The sequence below is a fragment of the Microbacterium sp. genome (assembly GCF_011620665.1).
Classification (GTDB): domain Bacteria; phylum Actinomycetota; class Actinomycetes; order Actinomycetales; family Microbacteriaceae; genus Microbacterium.
On sequence record NZ_WOYQ01000068.1, the window covers coordinates 8081 to 29394 of the forward strand.

The following is a 21314-nucleotide window of genomic DNA, read 5'->3' on the forward strand; positions in this document are numbered from 1 at the left end:
CCGTGTCCCACTTTGTGTCACTCCAGCGCCCCTCAAGCGACACAAACTGGGACGCGCGCCGCCGGGACTGGGACAGGCGCCGCCGAAAGCGGGACACGCTGGCGGAAGGAGAGTGCGACGAGACTGACGAAGAGGGGATGCCGGGACGCGGCGGCCGGTCAGTACACGTATTCCATGAGTTCGAGGCCCAGCGTGTGGAATGCCTCGTTGGCTCGGAGCCGGTGCGCGATCGACAGATCGTCGAAGCACACGATGAGCGCATAGGAGAGGCCGTGTCGAGGTCCGGCGATCACGCCCGCCTCCGCGCGGATGCCGTCGGCTCGCCCCGTCTTGTTCACGAACAGCAGTCCATGCCGATCGTCGGCGTGCGCGAAGGGGTCCAGCGCCGTCGCTGATCCGACCAGCGCGAGGTCCTGCGTGAGGGTCAGCCATTCGCCGACCTGAGCGCTGACGGCGGGCGAAACGACCTGCGCATTCACGATCGCCGCGAACATCGCCGACAGCTCGCGGGCCGATGCCAACGCGACCTCCGGGGCGTCATCGGGGCCACGCACGTCGCGAAACCTGTCGAGCAGGACGATCTTGGCCAGGCCGATCGCCTCGACGCGGGCATGCACCGCGTCGAGGCCCACCCGGGCGAGCAGGGCGTTGGCGGCCGACGCGTCCGACGCGGACGCGGCGAGCACCGCGAGGTCGGAGACCGGCAGCGCGCGAGCGTTGAGATACTGCCACAGACCGGCGCCGGCCACCGGGTCGGCGGACGCCCGCTCGAGAACCTCGAGCGGGTCGAGCGTGCGCGCCTCGATCTGTGCCGCGACCTCGATCAACAGCGGCACGATGCCCAGCCCGGCGACCGGAAGCGTCAGGTGATCGTCGCCGACAAGGACGCCCTCGCCACTGTCCAGATCGGAGACCCGCACCGAAACCTGCGCGCCGGCATTCGAGAGCAGGTCGAGTGCCTTCAACGTGCCGATGAACGACGGCTGCCGCAGTGCGCGGCGCGCGGCGGACCGCTCGCGGGGGGCCTCCCGGCGGCGAGAGCGCGTCGCGTTCGGAGCTTCCACACCGCCGGTCGCCGCATCGCTCGCGCGGGCTGCGGCGCGCCCACCCTCCCGGGCGGCCGGAACCGGTTCCGGCTCCGGCGCCGCAGCGCGGCGCGTGCGCGGTCGCTCGCTCACCAGATCGTGACGCGCGCGTCAGGGTCGAGCCACAGCTCGTCGCTCTGAGTGACCTCGAACGCGCGATAGAACTCGTCGAGATTGCGGACGATCTGGTTGCAGCGAAACTCGTTCGGCGAATGCGGGTCGATCGTCAGCAGGCGAATGGTCTCGGCATCCCGCCCCTTCTGCTGCCAGATCTGGGCCCAGCTCAGGAGCAGACGCTGGATGCCGGTGAATCCGTCGACGACAGGTCCGTCTCCGTCCTCGCCGGTGGCGGCCAGGTGGAGCCGGTACGCCTTCAGGGCGATGCCGAGACCGCCGAGGTCGCCGATGTTCTCACCGATCGTGAGTGCACCGTTGACGGTGTGCTCGGCCGCGAGCCCCTTCGGAACGAGCGTGTTGTACTGGGCGATGAGTGCGCCGGTGCGCTCTTCGAACGCGGCGCGATCCTCGTCCGTCCACCAGTCGTTGAGCGTGCCGGTGCCATCGAAGGCGCTTCCCTGGTCATCGAATCCGTGCCCGATCTCATGCCCGATCACGGCGCCGATCCCCCCGTAGTTGGCAGCCGCATCTCGATCCATGTCGAAGAACGGATACTGCAGGATCGCCGCCGGGAAGACGATCTCGTTCATCAGCGGGTTGTAGTAGGCGTTCACGGTCTGCGGCGTCATGTACCACTCGTCGCGATCGATCGGCGCCCCGAGTTTCGCCAGCTGCCGATCGTGCTCCCACGCGTTCGTCCGGCGGACATTGCCGATCAGATCCCGCGCATCGACCTCGAGCGCGCTGTAGTCCTTCCATTTCACCGGGAACCCGACCTTCGGCGTGAAGGCGGCGAGTTTCTCGAGCGCGCGTTCGCGCGTCGCAGGAGTCATCCACTCGAGCTGCAAGATCGACTGCCGGTACGCCTCGATGAGGTTCTCGACGAGCTCGTCCATCTCCTCCTTCGCGCGCGGCGGGAAGTGCCGCTCGACATACACCTTGCCGACAGCTTCGCCGAGGGCGGCTTCGACGAAGCTGACGCCGCGCTTCCAGCGCTCACGGTTGACGGGGACGCCCGTGAGCTCGGTGCCGTAGAAGGCGAAGTTCGTGTCCACGAAGTCGGCCGAGAGGAAGGCCGCCGAAGCGCGGATGACGTGCAGGCGCAGCCAGGCTTTCCAATCTTCGAGCCGCTCTTCGGCGAGAAGCCCCCCGAGGCCCTCCAGGTAGCTCGGCTGGTTGACGTTGATCTCGGCGAAGCCCGCACGGCGCGCGCCGGCAACGGCATCGAGCCACCCGTCCAGCTTCACGCCGACGCGCTGCTGCACGTCGTCCCACGTCATGAGGTTGTAGGTCGCGACGGCGTCCCGGCTGCGGACGTTGTCCCAGTGGTGCCCGGCGAGCTCCGTCTCGAGCAGGAGGACCCGATCAGCCTGGGCCGCGGCATCCGGAACATCGGCGAGAGTCAGCATGGCCGTCACGTACTCGCGAAAAGCGATCCGGGTTCCCGCGAAGTTCTCGAGCCGGTAATAGCTCTCGTCCGGAAGCGAAAGGCCGCTCTGGACGAAGAAGACGACGTAGCGCTGCGGATTGCCGGGATCGGGCTCGATGTAGGTGCCGATGATGCCGCCCACCCCCTCGCGCTCGAGTTCGCCGGCGACGCGGAGAAACGCGGGGATCGAGTCGATCGCCTCGACCCTCGCCAGCTGCGGGAGGACCGGGGTCGCACCGAGGCTCTCGGCGCGACCGGTGTCCATGAAGCTCGCGAAGAGGTCGCCGATCTTGCGTGCCTCGGTGCCGGGCGCCGCTGCGGTGGATTCTTCGATGATGACGCGGACGTCCTTCTCCGCCTGCTCCGCGATGAGATGGAACGAGCCCCAGCGGGCCTTGTCGTCGGGGATCTCGGTACGCTCGAGCCAGGCGCCGTTGACGTGGCGGAACAGATCATCCTGCGGGCGAATGGTGGCGCTCAGCTCGGACAGCTCGATACCCGAGCGGATGGCGGTCTCGGTCATGCCGTCCAGCCTACGCGCCGTCGCCGAATCGTTCGCCCTAGGCTCATGAGCGTGCCCGCCCCGACGCTCAACCGCGAAATCCTGCGTCTGGCGGTGCCGGCCCTGGGCGCCCTGATCGCGGAGCCGCTGTTCCTGATCGTGGATGCCGCCCTCGTCGGACACCTGGGGGTCATCCCGCTCGCAGGCCTCGGGATCGCCTCGGCCGTGCTCCAGACCATCGTGGGGCTGATGGTCTTTCTCGCGTACTCGACCACGCCCGCCGTCGCTCGGCGGTTCGGGGCCGGCGACCACACCCGAGCGGTCGGTGCCGGCATCGACGGCCTCTGGCTGGCGCTCGGTCTCGGAGCGATCCTGGCCATCGCCGGCTCGCTCACCTCACCGTGGCTCGTGGCCCTGTTCGGCGCGCCTGTCGAGGTGGCCGAGCAAGCGGAGATCTATCTCGGGCTGTCGATGTGGGGCCTGCCGGCCATGCTCGTGGTCTTCGCCGCGACCGGACTCCTGCGGGGGATGCAGGACACCGTGACACCCCTGTGGATCGCGGGGATCGGATTCGCACTGAATGCGCTGCTGAACGCGGCGTTCATCTACGGGTTCGGGTGGGGCATCGCCGGCTCAGCCGCGGGGACTGTTCTCGCGCAGTGGGCCATGGTCGGCGCGTACGCGTTCGTCGTCGGCCGCCTCGCCCGGCGGCACGCGTCGTCCCTTCGGCCGCGCCGAAACGGGGTGCGCGGGTCGGTGCGTTCGGGAGGATGGCTTTTCCTGCGGACCGTGTCGCTGCGCGCGGCGCTCCTGGCGACCGTCGCCGTCGCGACAGCGCTCGGCACCGACGAGCTCGCCGGCTGGCAGATCGCGTTCACGATCTTCTCCACGGCGGCGTTCGCGCTCGATGCGCTCGCGATCGCCGCGCAAGCGCTCATCGGCAAGGGTCTCGGCGCGGGCGACGAGCCGTTCGTGCGACGCGTGCTCGGCCGCACCGTCGCGTGGGGTGCGTGGTTCGGCATCGTCGTCGGCGGGGTGATCGCGGCCGTGTCCGGCGGAATCGGTCTCGTCTTCACGGGAGATCCCTCGATCGCTGCACTCGTTCAGCCCGCGCTCCTGGTCCTCGCGATCGCGCAACCGGTGTGCGGCATCGTTTTCGTCCTCGACGGCGTCCTCATCGGCGCGGGCGACACGCGCTTTCTCGCGATCGCCGGCGGCCTTACGCTGCTGCCCTATGCACCCGCACTGCTCGCCCTGTGGCTCGTACGCCCCACCGACGCGGCCGGGCTCGCGTGGCTGGCGGTGAGCTTCTTCGGCGTGTTCATGCTCGCGCGCCTCGGCACCCTGACGTGGCGCGTACGCGGCGCGCACTGGCTCACCGCTGGCGCCTGACCCCGGGCGCGGGTCAGGCGTGCCGACGGCACCACTCGTACATCACGACGGCGGCCGCGGCGCTCGCGTTGATCGAACGCGTCGAGCCGTACTGGGTGATTTCGATCACGGCCTCGGCGGCGGCGAGCGCCTCGGCCGACAGGCCCGGGCCCTCCTGACCGAACAGCAACACGCAGCGTTCGGGCAGGTCGGCTCGGTTCACGGGCACCGAGCCTTCGACGTTGTCGACCGCGACAATCGGAATGCCCTCAGCGGCGGCCCACGACCGGAACACGGCGACGTCCGCATGATGGCGGACGTGCTGATAGCGATCGGTGACCATCGCGCCCCGGCGATTCCACCTGCGCTTGCCGATGATGTGGACTTCGGCCGCGCCGAACGCGTTGGCGCTGCGGACGATCGAGCCGATGTTCATGTCGTGCTGCCAGTTCTCGATCGCGACATGGAAAAGATGCCGACGCTCATCGAGGTCAGCCACGATGGCGCGCATGGACCAGTACCGGTACCGATCGACGACGTTGCGGCGGTCGCCGTGTGCGAGCAGCTCGGGGTCGAGGCGGGCGTCGCCCGGCCACGTCTCCGGCCCACCTGGCCACGGACCCACGCCCACCGGCAGGTCGGACTCGGTCGGTTCGGGGCTGGCTGGATCGCGCACCCGCCCAGGCTAGTGCGACGCGCGCCGATCGCCTTTCGGACACCCGAAACCCTGCTAGTTTTTCGGCATGCCGAAAAATCCCGCTCCGGCGGCCGATCCCGCTGTCGCGGGCACTCCTCACGACACCGCCACACCGCGCACCGCACCCCGCGCGGCGTGGCTGCTGGGCCCCGCGCTCGTAGCCGGTGTCGCCTACCTCGATCCCGGCAACGTCGCCAGCAACATGACTGCGGGCGCTCGCTTCGGCTACCTGCTCGTGTGGGTCGTCGTGCTCGGCAACGTGATGGCCTGGCTCATTCAATACCTGTCCGCGAAGCTCGGGGTCGTCACCGGCCTGAGCCTCGCGGACGCGCTCGGCGAGCGCATCCGAAGCCGATGGGGCCGCCGGGCATACTGGCTCCAGGCCGAGCTCGTGGCGATGGCCACCGACATCGCCGAGATCATCGGCGGGGCCGTCGCGCTGTGGCTGCTGTTCCGCATCCCTCTCGTCTGGGGCGGCCTCATCACCGGCGCCGTCTCGATCGGGCTGCTGGCGATCCAGGCGCGCCGGGGCGCCCGGCCGTTCGAGTTCGTCGTGATGGGCCTGCTCGTCGTCATCGCGGTCGGGTTCACGGCCGGCGTCTTCCTCGGACCGCCGGACGCCGCGGGCATCGCGGACGGGCTCGTCCCGCGCATCGACGGCGCCGAATCGGTCCTGCTGGCAGCGTCCATCCTCGGAGCGACGATCATGCCGCACGCGATCTACGCCCACTCCGCTCTCGCGCGCGACCGCTTCACCGCGCCGACCGCGCGCGAGAGCGACCGGTCGCACAGCACCGCGCGTCTGCTGCGCGCCGCCCGCTGGGATGTCACGATCGCCCTGGCGATCGCCGGCACCGTGAACCTCTGCATCCTGCTGCTCGCGGCGGCCAACCTCGTCGGCGTAGCCGGCACCGAGACCCTCGAAGGGGCCCACGCCGCCCTGCAGACCGGGCTCGGCGGGGTCATCGCAACCCTCTTCGCCGTGGGGCTGCTCGCGAGCGGCCTGGCCAGCAGCGCGGTCGGCGCCTACGCCGGCGCCGAGATCATGAGCGGTCTCTTGCACGTGCGCATCCCTCTGCTCGCGCGTCGACTGGTGACGCTCGCGCCTGCGATCGGAGTCCTCGCGATCGGCGCCGACCCCACGCAGGCGCTCGTGCTCAGCCAGGTCGTGCTGAGCTTCGGCATCCCGTTCGCACTCATTCCGCTGGTCGCCCTCACTGCACGGAGAGACGTTCTCGGGGAGTACCGCAACCGCTGGTGGACGACGGCGGCGGGGGTCGCGGCATCCGTCTTCCTGGTGTCGCTGAATGCACTGCTGCTGTGGCTCGTCTTCACCGGCGGATAACCTGAAGCGTGCTCTCCGCCGTGATCGACGACTATCTGAAGACGATCTACCACCACACCGAGTGGCAGACCGCGCCGATCACGCCGTCGCAGCTGGCCGCCGAGCTCGGGCTCGCTCCGTCGACGGTGACCGAGATGGTGCGCAAGCTCGCGGCGCAGGACCTCGTCTCACATCGCCCGTACGGTCCCGTGTCGCTGACGGATGCCGGACGCCTCCGCGCCGCGGCGATCCTCCGCCGGCATCGCCTGATCGAGACCTGGCTCGTTCGCGAGTTCGCCTACGCGTGGGATGAAGTTCACGACGAAGCCGAGGTGCTCGAACACACGATCAGCGATCGACTGCTCGACGGCATCGATGAGCGCCTGGGACGGCCGCGGTTCGATCCCCATGGCGACGCGATCCCCGATGAGAACGGCGACGTGATCCGCGAGCCGTTCGTCCTCCTCGGAGCGGCGCACGTCGGCCATACCGGCAGGGTGCTGCGGGTCAGTGACCGCGATCCGGCTCTCCTTCGGGCACTTCAGGCGACAGGCCTCGACGTCGGCCACGGCGTGACCGTGACCGGGCGCGCCGTCGTCCGGATCGACGGCAGTGGATCCGTCGAGCTTCCCTCCGGCGCGGCTGAGGCGGTCTGGCTCAGCGCCTGACGCCTGCGAGGGTCAGCGGCCGCGCGATCGCGCGGCCTGCTCGTAGGGCCACGGCGTGCGGGTCGCGTGCGCACAGAAAGCCCAGAGACGGGCGCCGATCTCGGGGTCGCGCGTGATCGCCGCCGCGGTCCCTTCGTGCGGCAGTCCGGTGGCCACGTGCGAGGGTCCCCAGAACGATCCGCTGCGCGCATCCGAATCCACCAGCGCCCGAACGAGCGGCCACGCGCCGTGTTCCTTGGACTGCGTGATCGGCGCCTGGAGGTTGTCGAAGAAGCGCGTTCGCCGCGAGGGCTCATTGATCCCGAGGATGCCGCGCGTGCGCCCGCTCGTCGAGTAGCCCGGATGCGCGACCAGGCTGCCCACCGGCACGCCCTCGTCCCGCAGGCGCCGATCTGCCTCCAACCCGAGCGCCGTCGTGGCGATTTTCGACTGGACGTACGCACGCCACGCTGTGTACCCGTTCTCGAGCTCGGGATCGACGGGATCGTACTTCCACATCGACGTGGACATGGATCCGACCCAGACCATGCGCCCACGAGCCATCGCGAGCGATATCAGCAGCTCTCCGGCGAGCGCGAAGTGCCCGAGGACGTTGGTCGCGAAGACGATCTCGTGCCCGTCCGCAGTGGTCTCGCGCGCGGCGGGCGGGTGGACGATTCCCGCATTGAGCAGCAGCCCGTCGAGCCCTGTGCGGCCGCGCGCGGTCGCCGCGGCGGAGCGAATCGAGCCGAGGTTGCTGGTGTCGAGGATGAGCGTTTCGATCGACGCCGACGGATGCTGGCCCAGCACCGTCGCCCGCGCGGTCGACAGGCGGTTCGGATTGCGGCCGGTCATCACGACATGCGCACCTGCGCCGGCCAGCTGCAGCGACGAGAAGAAGCCGAGTCCCGCTGTGGATCCGGTCACCAGGAAGCGCCGACCGGTGAGGTCGGGCAGCTGCCGGGGGTCCCATTTCTCAGGCGTCACGCGTCGAGACTACGGTGCGAGCCGCCGCTAGGCTGAGCCCCATGCGGACACGCGCCGATATCGAGTGCCGGCTCAGCGGCATCGCGGAGGAATCGTGACCTCGTTCGAGCAGACGCTGCTGTTCGCGACGACGGCAGTCATCCTCGTCGGCACGCTCGTCGCCTTCGTCATCCAGTATGTTCGCGGGCGCGGGGGCGACCGCTGATGGCCGTGTTCCTCGTGCTGTCGGCGCTGGCCCTGCTGGTCTTCACGCTCGTGCTGTTCGTCCGCGCGCGGCGTGAAGCTCCGCAGGGCACGCCGCTGCCGAACGGCCGCGCGCTCGTGCTGATGACCCTGCTGGGCCTCATGCTCGCGCTCGCGTCGCAGCTACCCGTCTTCGCCTGAGGCGGCTACTGCGGCGCGAGCCCCAGGTCGGCGAGGTCGATGACCGAGCGCCAGGCGTACCCGGCGGCCTCGACGGCCGCCTGCGCGCCGGTCTTGCGGTCGACGACCGTCACGATCGCGACGACCTCGGCGCCGGCGGCACGGGCGACCTCGGCGGCCTTGAGCGGCGAGCCACCCGTCGTGGAGGTGTCCTCCACGATGACGACGCGCTTCCCGGCGACCTCGGCGCCCTCGATCTGGCGCCCACGGCCGTGGTCCTTCGGCTCCTTGCGCACGACGAACGCATCCACCGGCGTCCCCGCCTGCACCGAGGCGTGCAGCACGGCGTTGGCGATGGGATCGGCGCCGAGCGTGAGTCCGCCGACGGCATCGATGTCGAGGTCGCGCACGACATCGAGGACGAGCCGCCCGATCGCGGGCGCCGCCCGATGGTCGAGGGTCAGCTTGCGCATGTCGACGTAATACGTCGCCTTCTTGCCGCTCGAGAGCGTGAAGTCTCCGTGGAAGACGGCCTCCGCCTGGATCAGCCCGATCAGGGCCTGGCGATCAGCCTCCAAACCGGGGGTGGAGGGCTCGGCGGCTGAGGACTCAGGGGCGATCATAGGTCGAGTCTACGAGGCCGCATCCTTCAGTCTCATGGCGCCGACGGTGCTGACGAAGCCCGCACGGTAGAGTCGCAATACGAGCAGAAGGAGCACCATGGCCCGCATCGGCATTGTCGCTGAGCAGCCCGGCGAAAGCCGCGTCGCAGTATCCCCGATGACGGTCGCGAAGATCCGCGCCCTCGGCTACGACGTCCTCGTGGAGACGGATGCCGGAGCCCGCTCCTCCTTCCCCGACGCGGCCTACCTCGAGTCCGGCGCCGTCGTGGCCGCACGGAGCGAGGCGTGGAGCGCGGAGATCGTCCTGAAGGTGAACGCGCCGACCGACGACGAGCTCGCGCTCCTCCAGCCGGGTGCGACGCTGATCGCCCTCTTGAGCCCCGCGCTCCGCCCGGAGCTGCTCGAGCGGCTCGCCGAGCGCGATATCACGGCTCTCGCGCTCGACGCAGTCCCCCGCATCTCGCGCGCGCAGTCGATGGATGTCTTGAGCTCGATGGGAAATATCGCCGGCTATCGCGCTGTCGTCGAGGCGGCGAACGAGTTCGGCCGCTTCTTCACCGGCCAGGTCACCGCAGCCGGGAAGGTCCCCCCGGCGAAGGTACTCGTCGCGGGCGCCGGCGTCGCGGGCCTCGCCGCGATCGGGGCGGCATCCAGCCTCGGCGCGATCGTCCGCGCCACCGACCCACGGCCCGAAGTCGCCGACCAGGTGGCCTCGATCGGCGGCGCCTACCTTCCGGTCGATGTCGCGGTCGACGCCTCCACCGACGGCTACGCGAAGGCGACGAGCGAGGCCTACGATCGCCGAGCCGCCGAGCTCTACAGCGAGCAGGCCGCCGACGTCGACATCGTCATCACGACAGCGCTCATCCCCGGCCGGGCGGCGCCTCGTCTGCTGACGGCCGCCGACGTCGCATCGATGAAACCCGGCAGCGTCATCGTCGACATGGCGGCCGGGCAGGGCGGAAACGTCGAGGGGTCCGTCGCCGGCGAGCGCGTCGTGACCGAGAACGGCGTCGTGATCCTCGGGTACACCGACCTCGCCGGGCGCCTCCCCCAGCAGGCTTCGCAGCTCTACGGCACCAATCTGCTGAACCTGCTCACCCTGCTCACGCCCCAGAAGGACGGCGTCTTCGCGCTCGACGAGGCAGACACCGTCCAGCGCGCCGTGATGGTCACCCGCGGCGGCGAAGTCACCTGGCCACCACCGCCGGTCCAGGTGTCGGCCGCACCGGCGCCCGCGACCGCCGCACCCGCACCCGCACCGGAGAAGAAGACCCTCTCGCCGCGCGCGAAGAACGGGCTCATCGCTCTCGGCATCGCGGCGCTGTTTCTCGTGTGCGCCGTCGCTCCGCCCCCACTGCCACAGCACTTCCTCGTGCTCACCCTGTCGGTCGTCATCGGATTCTACGTCATCGGCAAGGTGGCCCACGCCCTGCACACCCCGCTCATGAGCGTGACGAACGCCATCAGCGGCATCATCGTCGTCGGCGCGATGGTCCAGATCACGGCCGAAAATCTGGTCGTGCAGATCCTCGCCGCCGCGGCTGTGCTGCTGGCATCCATCAACGTCTTCGGCGGATTCGCCGTGACCCGGCGGATGCTCGCCATGTTCTCGAAGGGAGACGACAAGTGAGCGTCGCCGCATCCGCCGCCGGGGCCGCCTACATCGTGGCCGCGCTGCTGTTCATTCTGAGCCTCGCGGGGCTGTCGAAGCACACCACCTCGCGCCGCGGCGTCACGTTCGGCATCGCCGGCATGGCGATCGCGCTCGTCGCCACCGTCTGGCTCGTCGCCTCCGGCAGCTGGGGTGAACCGTCCGCAGCCCTCGGCCTGACGCTGCTGGTCGTCGCAGTCATCGTGGGCGGCGCGATCGGGCTGTGGCGGGCACGGGTGGTCGAGATGACCGGGATGCCGGAGCTCATCGCCCTGCTGCACTCGTTCGTGGGGCTCGCTGCCGTCCTCGTCGGCTGGAACGGCGCCCTGTACGACAACGGGCTCACCGGCGCGCTCCGCGACATCCACCACGGCGAAGTCTTCATCGGCGTCTTCATCGGCGGCGTCACCTTCACCGGGTCGATCGTCGCCTTCCTCAAGCTCTCGGGCCGGATGGCCTCGAAGCCGCTGATGCTCCCGGGCAAGAACGCGTTGAACCTCGGCGCCCTCATCGCCTTCGTGGCGCTGACCGTCTGGTACATCGCGGCTCCGAGCCTCGGGCTGCTCATCGCAGTCACCGCGCTCGCGTTCGCGCTGGGCTGGCATCTTGTGGCCTCGATCGGCGGCGGGGACATGCCCGTCGTGGTCTCGATGCTCAACAGCTACTCCGGCTGGGCGGCGGCCGCAGCGGGCTTCCTGCTGAACAACGATCTGCTCATCGTCACCGGAGCTCTCGTCGGCTCGTCCGGCGCCTACCTCAGCTACATCATGTGCCAGGCGATGAACCGCTCGTTCCTGTCGGTGATCGCGGGCGGATTCGGCATCGAGGCCCCGCGGGCCGATGCCGAAGAACAGGGCGTACATCGCGAGATCGACGCCGCGGGGGTCGCGGAGCTCCTCCGCACGGCCCGCTCGGTCGTGATCACGCCCGGCTACGGCATGGCCGTCGCGCAAGCGCAGTATCCCGTCGCCGACCTCACGCAGCGTCTGCGGGAGCGCGGTGTCGAGGTGCGCTTCGGCATCCACCCCGTCGCCGGTCGCCTGCCGGGACACATGAACGTGCTTCTGGCCGAGGCGCGCGTGCCCTACGACATCGTGCTCGAACTCGACGAGATCAACGACGACTTCGCCTCCACGGACGTCGTGCTGGTGATCGGCGCGAATGACACGGTCAACCCGGCCGCCGCGACAGATCCGACCTCGCCGATCGCCGGAATGCCCGTGCTGCACGTGTGGGATGCCGCCGACGTCGTCGTGTTCAAGCGGTCCATGGCCTCGGGCTACGCCGGCGTCGCGAACCCGCTCTTCTGGCGCGAGAACACGCAGATGCTCTTCGGCGACGCGAAGCAGCGCGTGGAGGACATCCTCCGCGCACTGTAGCGTTGCCGGTTGCCGAGGGGATGTCGGATTGTGAGGACCGATCCAGGGCATCCGATCCTCAAATCTCGACATCTCCTCAGGAACGTCCACCGAGACGCATACGCTGGATGCCATGCGTGTGGCCACCTGGAACGTCAACTCGATCCGCGCGCGCGTCGCGCGCACCGTCGACTTCGCCGTGCGCGAGAACATCGATGTGCTTGCGATGCAGGAGATCAAGTGCAAGCCGGAGCAGTTCCCCTACGCCGAGTTCGAGGCGGCCGGCTACACGGTCGAAGCGCACGGTCTGAACCAGTGGAACGGCGTCGCGATCGCGAGCCGCGAGCCGATCGAGGACCTGCAGATCGGCTTCCCCGGCATGCCCGGGTTCCAGAAGGGCTACGACGGTTCTGATGCCCCTCGGGAGGCGCGTGCGATCGGCGCGACGGTCGGCGGCGTCACGGTCTGGAGCCTGTATGTACCCAACGGCCGCGCTCTCGATGACCCTCACTACGCGTACAAGCTGGCCTGGCTCGAAGCGCTTCGCGGTTACACCGCCGACAGCCTGCGTGCGAACCCGGATCTCGCCCTGGCCCTGACCGGCGACTTCAACATCGCTCCGACCGACGCCGACAACGGCGACCCGACGGTGATCGAGGGTGTGACGACACACGTGTCGGTCCCCGAGCGCGCCGCCTTCCAGGCCCTCCTGGATGCCGGGCTCTCCGATGCGGTGCGCCCCCTCGTCCCGACCGGCTACACGTACTGGGACTACAAGCAGCTGCGGTTTCCCCGAAACGAGGGCATGCGCATCGACTTCATCCTCGGCTCGCGCGCGTTCGCCGAGGCCGTGGTGGCGGCCGGCATCCACCGTGAAGAGCGCAAGGGAGAGATCCCCAGCGACCACGTCCCGGTCGTCGTCGACCTCGACCTGACGGGACCGGACGACGATGACCGTCCGATGGTCTGGTGACCGCGATACTCTGACCTGCTCAGGACTGGGTCGCGACAGCCCCCGTGGCCGTAAGGGATGCCGGAGGCAGCGCGCGCGTCCGGCGACTGGCCCCCATGCGCCACAGACTCGAGATGCTGACCGCGAAGAGGCCGACGACCATGGCGTTGCGCGCGAGCAGCACCGACGCCGCAATGGGGTTGGCATCCACGAGCGGCATGTACAGGATCGGGAACACGAGCGTCGTCGCCACCGACACCCCCGCCATCCACCAGGCGATCGAGCGCCAGGCCTCGGGTTCGACGGCCAGCCCGACGGCGACGATCGGAGCGAGCCACAGCATGTACTGCGGCGAGCCGACCTTGTTGAAGACGATGAGCGCGGCGGCGAGCGCGAACGAGCCGCGGACGATCAGCCGCTGCTCGAAGCGAGGGGTCAGTCGCCCGCCCGCCGCAGCGGCACGGCGTGCACGCCAGAGCAGCAGCATGATGAGCGCGAACGCGACCGGCATGGCTATTCCCACCAGTTGACCCGCCAACTGCTCGCCCGGTCCGGTGACTTCACGGGTTGCGAGCTCGACGTTGTTGCGAATCTCCGATCCGGGGATCCCGAGGATCGTCGCCCACACCCAGGGCGTGGCGACCGGCGCTTCCAGCTGAACCGAGCGATCGCCCTGGACCGTCATGAAGCTGAACAGGTTCGCGCCGCCGCCGAATGCCACGACCGTGACCGCGATGACGGCCGAGACGCTCAAACCACCGAGGATGACCCCGCGCCGTCTCGACGACACCACCACGGCGGCGGCGGCCAGGGCGGCCGGCCACACCTTGATCCACGCGCCCGCGGCGATCAGTGCGCCCGAGACGACGGGACGACGGGCGACGTAGACGAGCGCCGCAATCGCGAGCGGCGCCGTGAATGCCTCGAGGCGCAGCATCGAGACCGGTGCGAGCAGGATCTGAATCAGCAGCCAGTACCATGCCGCGGGGTACCCGGAGGGGCGCTGCAGCCCGCCGGTGAGCGCGAGGATCGCCAGGAGGTTGGCGCAGGCCACCAGGACGAGCCAGATCAGCTGGTAGTTGAACGCGCCGGCGATCATCGGCGCGACGATCGGCGCGAGCGCTCCGACGGGATACACCCACGGGTCATCGATGACGGGCCAGTGACCGTGCAGCGCCTGCATCGCCCAGAGGCGGTAGAGCGGGAGGTCACCCTGAGTGCCGCCGAAGAGGATCACGTGCAGCAGGCCGATCAGGTGCACGACGTGCACCGCGGCGAATCCGACGAGCAGTCCGCGTCGCGTCATCCCCCACACCCCGAGCCGCTGCGATATCGCGGCCATCCGCTCGGGCAAACGCGTACCCCCGTGGAGTGTTGTCACTCCATCGACGTTAGAACGAGCACCCCAACAGAAGGTTTCCATCTGCTGAAGGTTGGCTGTCAATCACGTGCATGCGGATCCGGCCCTTCCTCCCGCCCCGCGGGGGTCGAGAAGGCTGCGCCCGCGTACGTCGGAAGGCTGAGGGCCTCCACCTCTCGCCTCGGCGCGACTCCCACCAGTTTCATGACTCCCACCAATTTCATAAGGTGGGGATAGGACGAGAGGGAGTTCAGATGCTCGAGCTGACGGGGATCACCAAGAGCTACGGCGGTCGCCGCGTGCTCGACGATGTGGGCTTCCGTGTCACCGAGGGTCGGCTGACCGGCTTCGTCGGCGGCAACGGCGCCGGAAAGACGACCACGATGCGGATCATGCTCGGCGTGCTCGCCCGCGACAGTGGCGAGGTGGCCCTCGACGGCGCAGCCGTGACGCCCGCCGACCGGAGACGCTTCGGCTATATGCCTGAGGAGCGCGGTCTCTATCCGAAGATGCGCGTGCTCGATCACATCGTGTATATCGCCCGTCTGCACGGGTTCTCGAAAGCGGATGCCACGACCCGCGCGACGGCGCTGCTCGACGAGCTCGGGCTCGGCGAACGGCTCGGCGACAACGTCGAGACGCTGTCTCTCGGCAACCAGCAGCGCGCTCAGATCGCCGCGGCGCTGGTGCACGACCCGCGGGTGCTGATCCTCGACGAACCGTTCTCGGGCCTCGACCCGCTCGCCGTCGACGTCGTGGCCGGGGTCCTGCAGGCGCGTGCCGCCGACGGTGCCGCTGTGCTGTTCTCATCGCACCAACTCGACGTCGTCGAGCGTCTGTGCGATGACCTCGTCATCATCGCCGACGGGACGATCCGCGCGACCGGCGACCGCGATGCGCTCCGCGCTCAGCACGCGCAGCGGCGCTTCGAGCTCGTCACGACCGGAGACGCCGGATGGCTCCGCGAGGAGCCGGGCGTCGAGATGGTCGACTTCGACGGCGGCTGCGCTCTGTTCGATGCGGACACCGACGAGACCGCGCAGCGCGTGCTCCGCCGCGCGGTCGCCACCGGCGACGTCGCGAGCTTCGCGCCCCGCCATCCATCCCTTGCTGAGATCTTCAAGGAGGTCATCCGGTGAACGCGCACACCCCGTCCCTCGCGCACAGCGTCTGGCTGGTCACCGAACGGGAAGTGGGCTCGAAGATGCGCAGCAAGGCGTTCCTGATCTCGACCGGCATCTTGCTCGCGGTCGCGCTCATCAGCGTGCTGTGGGGCGGACTCTCGGCGCAAAGCGACTCCCGCATCCCCGTCGCGGTCACCGCCGATACCGCGTCGGTCGTCGCCGATCTCGAACAGGCTGTCGAAGTCACGCGTGCCATCGACGCCGACGCCGCGCGCGATCTCGTCCGCGCCGGCGAGGTCGACGCCGCCCTCGTCCCCGGCGGCGACGGCGGGTTCGCATACACCGTCGTCGGAGACACCGGCATCCCACCCGAACTCACGTCCCTTCTCAGCGCCAGCCCGCCCATCGAGCTGCTCACCACGGAGGGGACCGATCCGTTCCTCCGCTCCATCGTCGCCCTCGGGTTCGGCGCCATCTTCTTCATGGCGGCGCTCACATTCGGCTCCACGATTGCGCAGTCTGTCGTCGAAGAGAAGCAGACCCGCGTGGTCGAACTCCTCATCTCGGCGATTCCGACCCGGGCACTCCTGGCGGGCAAGGTGCTCGGCAACACGATCCTCGCGATGGGCCAGATCATCGGGCTCGCCGCGGTCGCGGTCGTCGGGCTCACGGTCACGGGGCAGAGCGAGCTGCTGACCGGGTTGGGTGCTCCCCTGGGCTGGTTCGCGGTCTTCTTCCTCTTCGGATTCGTCCTGCTGGCGTCGCTGTTCGCGGCCGCCGGCGCGATGGTCTCGCGCCAGGAGGACATCGGCTCGACCACGACACCGCTGACCTTCCTGGTGATGGCGCCGTACTTGCTCGTCGTCTTCTTCAACGACAACACGCTCGTACTCACGGTCATGTCGTATGTGCCGTTCTCGGCTCCGGTGGGCATGCCGGTGCGCATCTTCCTCGGTGAGGCGCTGTGGTGGGAGCCGCTGCTGGCGCTCGCGCTCCTGCTGATCACCTGCCTCGCGGCGGTCGGGGTCGGCGCAAAGATCTACGAGAACTCGATCCTGCGGATGGGCGCCCGCGTGAAGCTCAGGGAAGCACTCGCCGGCTGAGCGGCGACGGCATCCTCAGCGCTCGACGAGGATCCCATCGGCGTCGGCCCAGACGTGTCGCCCGGGCGTGAAGCGGACGCCGGCGATCACGACGGGCACATCGACCTCTCCGACGCCGTCCTTTGCGCTCTTGCGCGGATTCGATCCCAGCGCCTTGACGCCGAGCGGGAGCGTGCCGATCACGGCACGGTCGCGGATCGCTCCGTGCACGATGATCCCGGCCCAGCCGTTGTCGACGGCGGACGCCGCGATCAGGTCACCCACGAGGGCGGACTCGAGCGAGCCTCCGCCATCGACGACCAGGACGGCTCCGGCGCCCGCGGTCGCGAGGGTCTGCTTGACCAGCGCATTGTCGCGATGGCAGCGGATGGTGCGGATGGGGCCGTCGAACGCGACGCGCCCGCCGATATCGTGCAGTTGCAGGGCGAGCGAGTCGAGCTCCTCGCCTCGCTCATCGTAGAGGTCGGCTGTCGCGCGGGTCATGATCCCACCATAGCTCTGCTGAGTCATCGGGAATTCTCCCTCGTCTCGGTGAGCACGGGGTCGGCGACCAGGTCCCCGGTAGCGGTGGTGGCGTGCGGGAAGAGCAGGATCGCAAGCGCGACCCCGATCCCCGCGCCGACGATCTGCGCGCCGAGGAACGGCAGAACGGAGGCGGGGGCGATGCCGGCGAAGGTGTCGGTGAAGAGCCGCCCGATCGTGACGGCCGGATTGGCGAAGGAGGTTGAGCTGGTGAACCAGTAGGCCGCGCCGATATACGCTCCGACCGCCGCCGCAACCACCGGGACGGGCCGACGGGTGCGCGCGAGCCCGGCGATCAGGAGCACGAGCCCGGCAGTGGCGACGATCTCGCCGAGCAGGGTCGCAGGTGTTGCGCGGTCGGTCGAGGACAGTGTCGTGGGGACGGCGAACATCGCGTTGGCGAGGACTGCTCCGCCGATGCCGCCGATGACCTGCGTGACGATGTAGACGCAGAGGACCGGGAATGACAGGCCCGTGCGGCGGCGACGGCCGAGAAGGGCGTCTGCGGCGGAGACGAGCGGGTTGAAGTGAGCTCCCGAGACGGGGCCGAACAGCAGGATCAGCACCCCGAGCCCCAGCGCGGTGGCGATCGAGTTCTCGAGCAGACGCAGGCCCGGGTCAGTCGTGAGCCGCTGGGCGGCGATCCCGGACCCGACCACGACCGTCACCAGCAGGCCCGTGCCGACAACCTCGGCCGTGGCACGACGCGCAAGAGCGACGCCTGTGACTGTCGCGTCCGCGCGATGAGTGGTCTCGCTCATGATGTTCTCGCTTCTCTTGATCTGCTACCCGGGCGGCGTGGAGAGGATCTCGCTCAGGAGGGCGCGAACCCGCTCATCGATGTCGTCACGGATGCGTCGGATGGCGACCGGCGGCTGGCCGATCGGGTCATCGATGTCCCAGTCGAGGTAGCGGCGCCCCGGATAGACCGGGCAGGCATCACCGCAACCCATCGTGACGACATAATCCGCAGCCCGCACCGCCTCGTCGGTGAGGGGCTTCGGAAACTCCCCGCCCACGGGCACTCCGATCTCATCGAGCGCGGACACGATCGAGAGCCGAACGTCGTCCGCTGGTGCGGATCCGGCGGTGCGGACCACGACGCGGTCGCCCGCGAGCTGCCGGAGGATTCCCGCTGCCAGCTGCGACCGCCCCGCGTTCTGCACACACACGAACAGCACTTCCGGCACGGCGTTCGGATGCTGCTGCACGCGCAGAAGGTCATCGAGACGCTGCGACGCGAAGGCCGCTGTCCGCGAGGCGAGCCGGGGCACGTCCTCGCGGGCGGCGAGCAGGTCGTGGCTTTCGCGCACGTACCGCTCGGTGGTCTCGCGATTGAACACGCCGCGGTATCGCTCGGCGATGTCCGCGGCGACGCGGATCAAATCGGGTTCCTGGTCGTCGGCTTCGCGCGTCACATCTCCGAGCAGTGTCGCAATCCGGTCGGCGATGTCCGGGTCGATCGAGTACCACACCCGTCTTCCCTCCGGTTCACGGATGACGATGCCCTCGTCGTGCAGGGCCCTCATGTGGTGGCTGACAGTGGGCTGGCGCAGGCCGAGCTCATCGGCCAGGCGCCCGACGAGAACTCGGCCGTCCTCGGCATCGCGGATGAGCTGCAGGATCCGGGAGCGCGTCGGATCAGCCAGCACCGCCAGAATGGGCGTGCTCTCCCTCGAATCCATAGACGCCAGTCTATCTGCCAAGGCCGCTACGCGGAGCCTCCGACTGCCGCGGTGCTGGTCAGCACCAGCTGACTGCCGTCCGCGGCGACCTCCACACGAATCAGATCACCGTCACGGGCCCCACCCGACAGCAACGCCATCGCGAGTCGGTCCTGAATCTCGGACTGGATCAGGCGACGCAGGGGGCGTGCCCCGAAGATCGGGTCGTAGCCGCGCTCGGCAAGCCAGGCCCGGGCATCGGGGGTGACGGCGAGCGTGAGCCGCCGTTCGTGCAGCCGACGCTGGAGGGCGTCGACGGAGAGCTCGACGATCTGCGCGAGGTCGTCCTGACTGAGCGCCTGGAACATGACGATGTCGTCGAGGCGGTTGAGGAACTCCGGCCGGAAGGCCTGCCGCACGAGCGCCATGACCTGTTCCCGCCGCACGTCGATCGGCAGAGCCGGATCGATCAGGATGGGCGAGCCGATGTTGCTCGTGAGGATCAGGATCGTGTTGGTGAAATCGACCGTGCGACCCTGCCCGTCTGTGAGACGCCCGTCGTCGAGCACCTGCAGCAGGATGTCGAAGACTTCCGGGTGCGCCTTCTCGACCTCGTCGAGGAGCACGACGCCGTAGGGACGCCGACGCACGGCTTCGGTGAGCTGTCCGCCCTGCTCGTAGCCGATGTACCCCGGAGGGGCTCCGACCAGACGAGCGACGGAGTGCTTCTCGCTGTACTCGCTCATGTCGATCCGGACCATCGCCCGCTCGTCATCGAAGAGGAACTCGGCGAGCGCCTTGGCCAATTCGGTCTTGCCGACGCCGGTGGGCCCGAGGAAGAGGAAGGAGCCGGTGGGCCGGTTCGGGTCGCTGATCCCCGCACGCGAACGACGGACGGCATCCGAGACGGCCTTCACGGCGTCCTTCTGACCGATGATGCGCTTTCCCAACTCGGCCTCGAGGTGCACGAGCTTCTCGCTCTCGCCCTGCAGGAGCCGACCGACCGGAATTCCGGTCCAGGCCGCGATCACGGCCGCGATGTCCTCTTCGGTCACCTGCTCGTTCACCATGCGCGGCTCATCATCGGGCGCTTGTTCAGCGCTCTCTGCATCCGCGAGCTCGAGCTCGAGGCGTTTGATGGTCTCGTACTGCAACTGCGAGGCGCGGGCGTAGTCGGCTTCGCGGATCGCGCGCTCGAGATCGGTCTGAGCCTGATCCAGCTGCTTCTTCAGTTCACCGACCCGGTTCAGGCCTGCACGCTCGCGCGCCCACCGCGCCTCGAGCAGCGCGAGCTCGGCCTCGGCCGCGTCCATCTGCTCGCGAAGCTTCGTCCGTCGCTCCTTCGACGCTTCGTCCTTCTCCTTCTTCAGGGCGAGCTCTTCGAGTTTCATCCGGTCGACGTTGCGACGCAGCTGATCGATCTCGACCGGACTCGAGTCGATCTCCATCTTGAGTCTGCTCATGGACTCGTCGATGAGGTCGATCGCCTTGTCCGGCAGCTGGCGGCTCGGGATGTACCGATTCGACAGGGATGCCGCAGCCACCAGCGCGCTGTCGCTGATCGTGACGCCGTGGTGCGCCTCGTACCGGCCCTTCAGGCCCCGGAGGATCGCGATCGTGTCTTCGACCGTCGGCTCCCCCACGTAGACCTGCTGGAACCGGCGTTCGAGGGCGGCATCCTTCTCGATGAACTCTCGATACTCGTCGAGCGTCGTCGCGCCGATGAGGCGCAGTTCGCCGCGGGCGAGCATGGGCTTGAGCATGTTCGACGCGGCCACAGACCCCTCGCCGCCGCCCGCACCCATCAAGACATGAAGCTCATCGATGAAGGTGATGACGCGCCCGTCGGAGTCGGTGATCTCCTTGAGCACGCTCTTCAGGCGCTCTTCGAACTGGCCTCGGTACATCGCCCCGGCTACGAGAGCCGAGATGTCGAGGCTCACGAGTTCCTTGTTCTTCAGCGACTCGGCCACGTCGCCCGCGACGATGCGCTGGGCGAGACCCTCCACGACGGCGGTCTTGCCGACACCGGGCTCGCCGATCAGGACAGGGTTGTTCTTCGTGCGGCGGGTCAGCACCTGACTGACGCGTCGAATCTCGCTGTCGCGGCCGATGACGGGATCGAGCTTCCCCTGGCGTGCACGATCGGTGAGATTGATCCCGAACTGCTCGAGGGCGCTCTTTTCGTCCTCCTGCCCGGGTGCGGGTTGTGCGTTCATGTGGTTCTCCTGAGATCTCTCGCGCTCAAAGTTGAGTCGCTATGGCTCAACTTTAGCAGATTGCGTGCCGCGGAGCCAGCCTCACGCACGACTGCCGGAGATGTGAGCGGGGCTTTCCTCGCCCGCAACATCCGGCGCTCCCGGGCGAAACGCGTGCGCTCCATGCTGGAGATCCACACACCCTTCTCTTCTCTTCTCTTCTCTTCTCTTCTC

At 68.8% G+C, this 21314-nt stretch carries 19 protein-coding genes; 9 read left to right on the forward strand and 10 right to left on the reverse strand.

What is annotated here, in order from left to right; translation table 11 throughout:
* Nucleotides 1-158: 158 nt before the first annotated feature.
* Nucleotides 159-1178, reverse strand: a complete 1020-nt coding sequence (locus QZV81_RS08355; RefSeq protein ID WP_292835632.1) for a serine hydrolase — start codon at nucleotides 1176-1178, stop codon at nucleotides 159-161.
* Nucleotides 1175-3154 carry a M13-type metalloendopeptidase gene (locus QZV81_RS08360; protein WP_292835635.1) on the reverse strand — a complete coding sequence of 660 codons (1980 nt, stop codon included), beginning with the start codon at nucleotides 3152-3154 and terminating at the stop codon, nucleotides 1175-1177. Before QZV81_RS08360 ends, QZV81_RS08355 begins: the two co-directional genes overlap by 4 nt.
* A 45-nt stretch (nucleotides 3155-3199) precedes the next feature.
* Here QZV81_RS08360 and QZV81_RS08365 point away from each other — a divergent pair, with 45 nt between their 5' ends.
* On the forward strand, nucleotides 3200-4525 hold the full coding sequence (locus QZV81_RS08365; protein WP_292835638.1) for an MATE family efflux transporter: 1326 nt from the start codon (nucleotides 3200-3202) through the stop codon (nucleotides 4523-4525).
* Between the two features lie 13 nt (nucleotides 4526-4538).
* Here QZV81_RS08365 and QZV81_RS08370 read toward each other — a convergent pair whose 3' ends face one another.
* On the reverse strand, nucleotides 4539-5180 hold the full coding sequence (locus tag QZV81_RS08370) for an RNA methyltransferase (protein WP_292835641.1): 642 nt from the start codon (nucleotides 5178-5180) through the stop codon (nucleotides 4539-4541).
* 67 nt (nucleotides 5181-5247) lie between these two features.
* On the opposite strand from QZV81_RS08370, the gene QZV81_RS08375 reads away from it, so the two are divergent.
* On the forward strand, nucleotides 5248-6546 hold the full coding sequence (locus tag QZV81_RS08375; RefSeq protein ID WP_292835644.1) for an Nramp family divalent metal transporter: 1299 nt from the start codon (nucleotides 5248-5250) through the stop codon (nucleotides 6544-6546).
* Between the two features lie 8 nt (nucleotides 6547-6554).
* Nucleotides 6555-7193: a metal-dependent transcriptional regulator gene (locus QZV81_RS08380; protein ID WP_292835647.1), complete on the forward strand. Its 639-nt coding sequence runs from the start codon at nucleotides 6555-6557 to the stop codon at nucleotides 7191-7193.
* A 12-nt stretch (nucleotides 7194-7205) separates the two neighbouring features.
* Here QZV81_RS08380 and QZV81_RS08385 read toward each other — a convergent pair whose 3' ends face one another.
* Nucleotides 7206-8159: an SDR family NAD(P)-dependent oxidoreductase gene (locus tag QZV81_RS08385; protein WP_292835650.1), complete on the reverse strand. Its 954-nt coding sequence runs from the start codon at nucleotides 8157-8159 to the stop codon at nucleotides 7206-7208.
* A gap of 204 nt (nucleotides 8160-8363) precedes the next feature.
* Between QZV81_RS08385 and QZV81_RS08390 the strand changes: the two genes are divergently transcribed.
* Nucleotides 8364-8543, forward strand: a complete 180-nt coding sequence (locus QZV81_RS08390; protein ID WP_292835654.1) for a hypothetical protein — start codon at nucleotides 8364-8366, stop codon at nucleotides 8541-8543.
* A gap of 5 nt (nucleotides 8544-8548) precedes the next feature.
* Here QZV81_RS08390 and pyrE read toward each other — a convergent pair whose 3' ends face one another.
* Nucleotides 8549-9145: an orotate phosphoribosyltransferase gene (gene pyrE / locus QZV81_RS08395; RefSeq protein ID WP_292835657.1), complete on the reverse strand. Its 597-nt coding sequence runs from the start codon at nucleotides 9143-9145 to the stop codon at nucleotides 8549-8551.
* A 97-nt stretch (nucleotides 9146-9242) separates the two neighbouring features.
* Between pyrE and QZV81_RS08400 the strand changes: the two genes are divergently transcribed.
* The 3 genes from QZV81_RS08400 to QZV81_RS08410 all read left to right on the forward strand — a co-directional run bounded on the left by QZV81_RS08400 (nucleotide 9243) and on the right by QZV81_RS08410 (nucleotide 13130).
* Complete coding sequence (locus tag QZV81_RS08400; protein WP_292835660.1) at nucleotides 9243-10778, forward strand: Re/Si-specific NAD(P)(+) transhydrogenase subunit alpha; 1536 nt, start codon at nucleotides 9243-9245, stop codon at nucleotides 10776-10778.
* Entirely contained in the window at nucleotides 10775-12178 is a 1404-nt protein-coding gene (pntB, locus tag QZV81_RS08405; RefSeq protein ID WP_292835662.1) for a Re/Si-specific NAD(P)(+) transhydrogenase subunit beta, read from the forward strand. The genes QZV81_RS08400 and pntB overlap by 4 nt, the downstream gene beginning before the upstream one ends.
* Before the next feature lie 112 nt (nucleotides 12179-12290).
* Nucleotides 12291-13130 (forward strand): exodeoxyribonuclease III, encoded by an 840-nt coding sequence (locus QZV81_RS08410; protein WP_292835665.1) that lies wholly within the window; start codon nucleotides 12291-12293, stop codon nucleotides 13128-13130.
* Between the two features lie 19 nt (nucleotides 13131-13149).
* Here QZV81_RS08410 and QZV81_RS08415 read toward each other — a convergent pair whose 3' ends face one another.
* The gene (locus QZV81_RS08415; RefSeq protein ID WP_292835668.1) at nucleotides 13150-14415 is read right to left on the reverse strand and encodes a hypothetical protein; all 1266 of its coding nucleotides are present in this window, start codon (nucleotides 14413-14415) and stop codon (nucleotides 13150-13152) included.
* A 308-nt stretch (nucleotides 14416-14723) separates the two neighbouring features.
* Between QZV81_RS08415 and QZV81_RS08420 the strand changes: the two genes are divergently transcribed.
* Both QZV81_RS08420 and QZV81_RS08425 read left to right on the forward strand, forming a co-directional pair.
* Nucleotides 14724-15608 carry an ATP-binding cassette domain-containing protein gene (locus QZV81_RS08420; protein ID WP_292835671.1) on the forward strand — a complete coding sequence of 295 codons (885 nt, stop codon included), beginning with the start codon at nucleotides 14724-14726 and terminating at the stop codon, nucleotides 15606-15608.
* Entirely contained in the window at nucleotides 15605-16696 is a 1092-nt protein-coding gene (locus QZV81_RS08425) for an ABC transporter permease (RefSeq protein WP_292835674.1), read from the forward strand. The genes QZV81_RS08420 and QZV81_RS08425 overlap by 4 nt, the downstream gene beginning before the upstream one ends.
* 15 nt (nucleotides 16697-16711) lie before the next feature.
* On the opposite strand, the gene rraA is transcribed toward QZV81_RS08425, so the two are convergent.
* From rraA to QZV81_RS08445, 4 genes are read right to left on the reverse strand one after another with little or no spacing between them, the layout of a single operon-like run.
* Nucleotides 16712-17179, reverse strand: coding sequence for a ribonuclease E activity regulator RraA (rraA, locus tag QZV81_RS08430; RefSeq protein ID WP_292835735.1), 468 nt, complete (start codon nucleotides 17177-17179; stop codon nucleotides 16712-16714).
* A 23-nt stretch (nucleotides 17180-17202) separates the two neighbouring features.
* Nucleotides 17203-17979, reverse strand: a complete 777-nt coding sequence (locus QZV81_RS08435) for an aquaporin (RefSeq protein WP_292835677.1) — start codon at nucleotides 17977-17979, stop codon at nucleotides 17203-17205.
* A 24-nt stretch (nucleotides 17980-18003) separates the two neighbouring features.
* Nucleotides 18004-18903 (reverse strand): metalloregulator ArsR/SmtB family transcription factor, encoded by a 900-nt coding sequence (locus QZV81_RS08440; protein ID WP_292835680.1) that lies wholly within the window; start codon nucleotides 18901-18903, stop codon nucleotides 18004-18006.
* 26 nt (nucleotides 18904-18929) lie between these two features.
* On the reverse strand, nucleotides 18930-21101 hold the full coding sequence (locus QZV81_RS08445; protein ID WP_292835683.1) for an AAA family ATPase: 2172 nt from the start codon (nucleotides 21099-21101) through the stop codon (nucleotides 18930-18932).
* Between the last annotated feature and the right edge of the window lie 213 nt (nucleotides 21102-21314).

Excerpts from the sequence above, each read along its gene's own strand:
- QZV81_RS08360 (WP_292835635.1), bottom strand. The coding sequence starts at position 3,154 with ATGACCGAGACCGCCATCCGCTCGGGTATCGAGCTGTCCGAGCTGAGC.
- QZV81_RS08365 (WP_292835638.1), top strand. The coding sequence starts at position 3,200 with ATGAGCGTGCCCGCCCCGACGCTCAACCGCGAAATCCTGCGTCTGGCG.
- QZV81_RS08375 (WP_292835644.1), top strand. The coding sequence starts at position 5,248 with ATGCCGAAAAATCCCGCTCCGGCGGCCGATCCCGCTGTCGCGGGCACT.
- QZV81_RS08390 (WP_292835654.1), top strand. The coding sequence starts at position 8,364 with ATGGCCGTGTTCCTCGTGCTGTCGGCGCTGGCCCTGCTGGTCTTCACG.
- pyrE (WP_292835657.1), bottom strand. The coding sequence starts at position 9,145 with ATGATCGCCCCTGAGTCCTCAGCCGCCGAGCCCTCCACCCCCGGTTTG.
- QZV81_RS08400 (WP_292835660.1), top strand. The coding sequence starts at position 9,243 with ATGGCCCGCATCGGCATTGTCGCTGAGCAGCCCGGCGAAAGCCGCGTC.
- QZV81_RS08410 (WP_292835665.1), top strand. The coding sequence starts at position 12,291 with ATGCGTGTGGCCACCTGGAACGTCAACTCGATCCGCGCGCGCGTCGCG.
- QZV81_RS08415 (WP_292835668.1), bottom strand. The coding sequence starts at position 14,415 with ATGACGCGACGCGGACTGCTCGTCGGATTCGCCGCGGTGCACGTCGTG.
- QZV81_RS08420 (WP_292835671.1), top strand. The coding sequence starts at position 14,724 with ATGCTCGAGCTGACGGGGATCACCAAGAGCTACGGCGGTCGCCGCGTG.
- rraA (WP_292835735.1), bottom strand. The coding sequence starts at position 17,179 with ATGACCCGCGCGACAGCCGACCTCTACGATGAGCGAGGCGAGGAGCTC.
- QZV81_RS08435 (WP_292835677.1), bottom strand. The coding sequence starts at position 17,979 with ATGAGCGAGACCACTCATCGCGCGGACGCGACAGTCACAGGCGTCGCT.
- QZV81_RS08440 (WP_292835680.1), bottom strand. The coding sequence starts at position 18,903 with ATGGATTCGAGGGAGAGCACGCCCATTCTGGCGGTGCTGGCTGATCCG.
- QZV81_RS08445 (WP_292835683.1), bottom strand. The coding sequence starts at position 21,101 with ATGAACGCACAACCCGCACCCGGGCAGGAGGACGAAAAGAGCGCCCTC.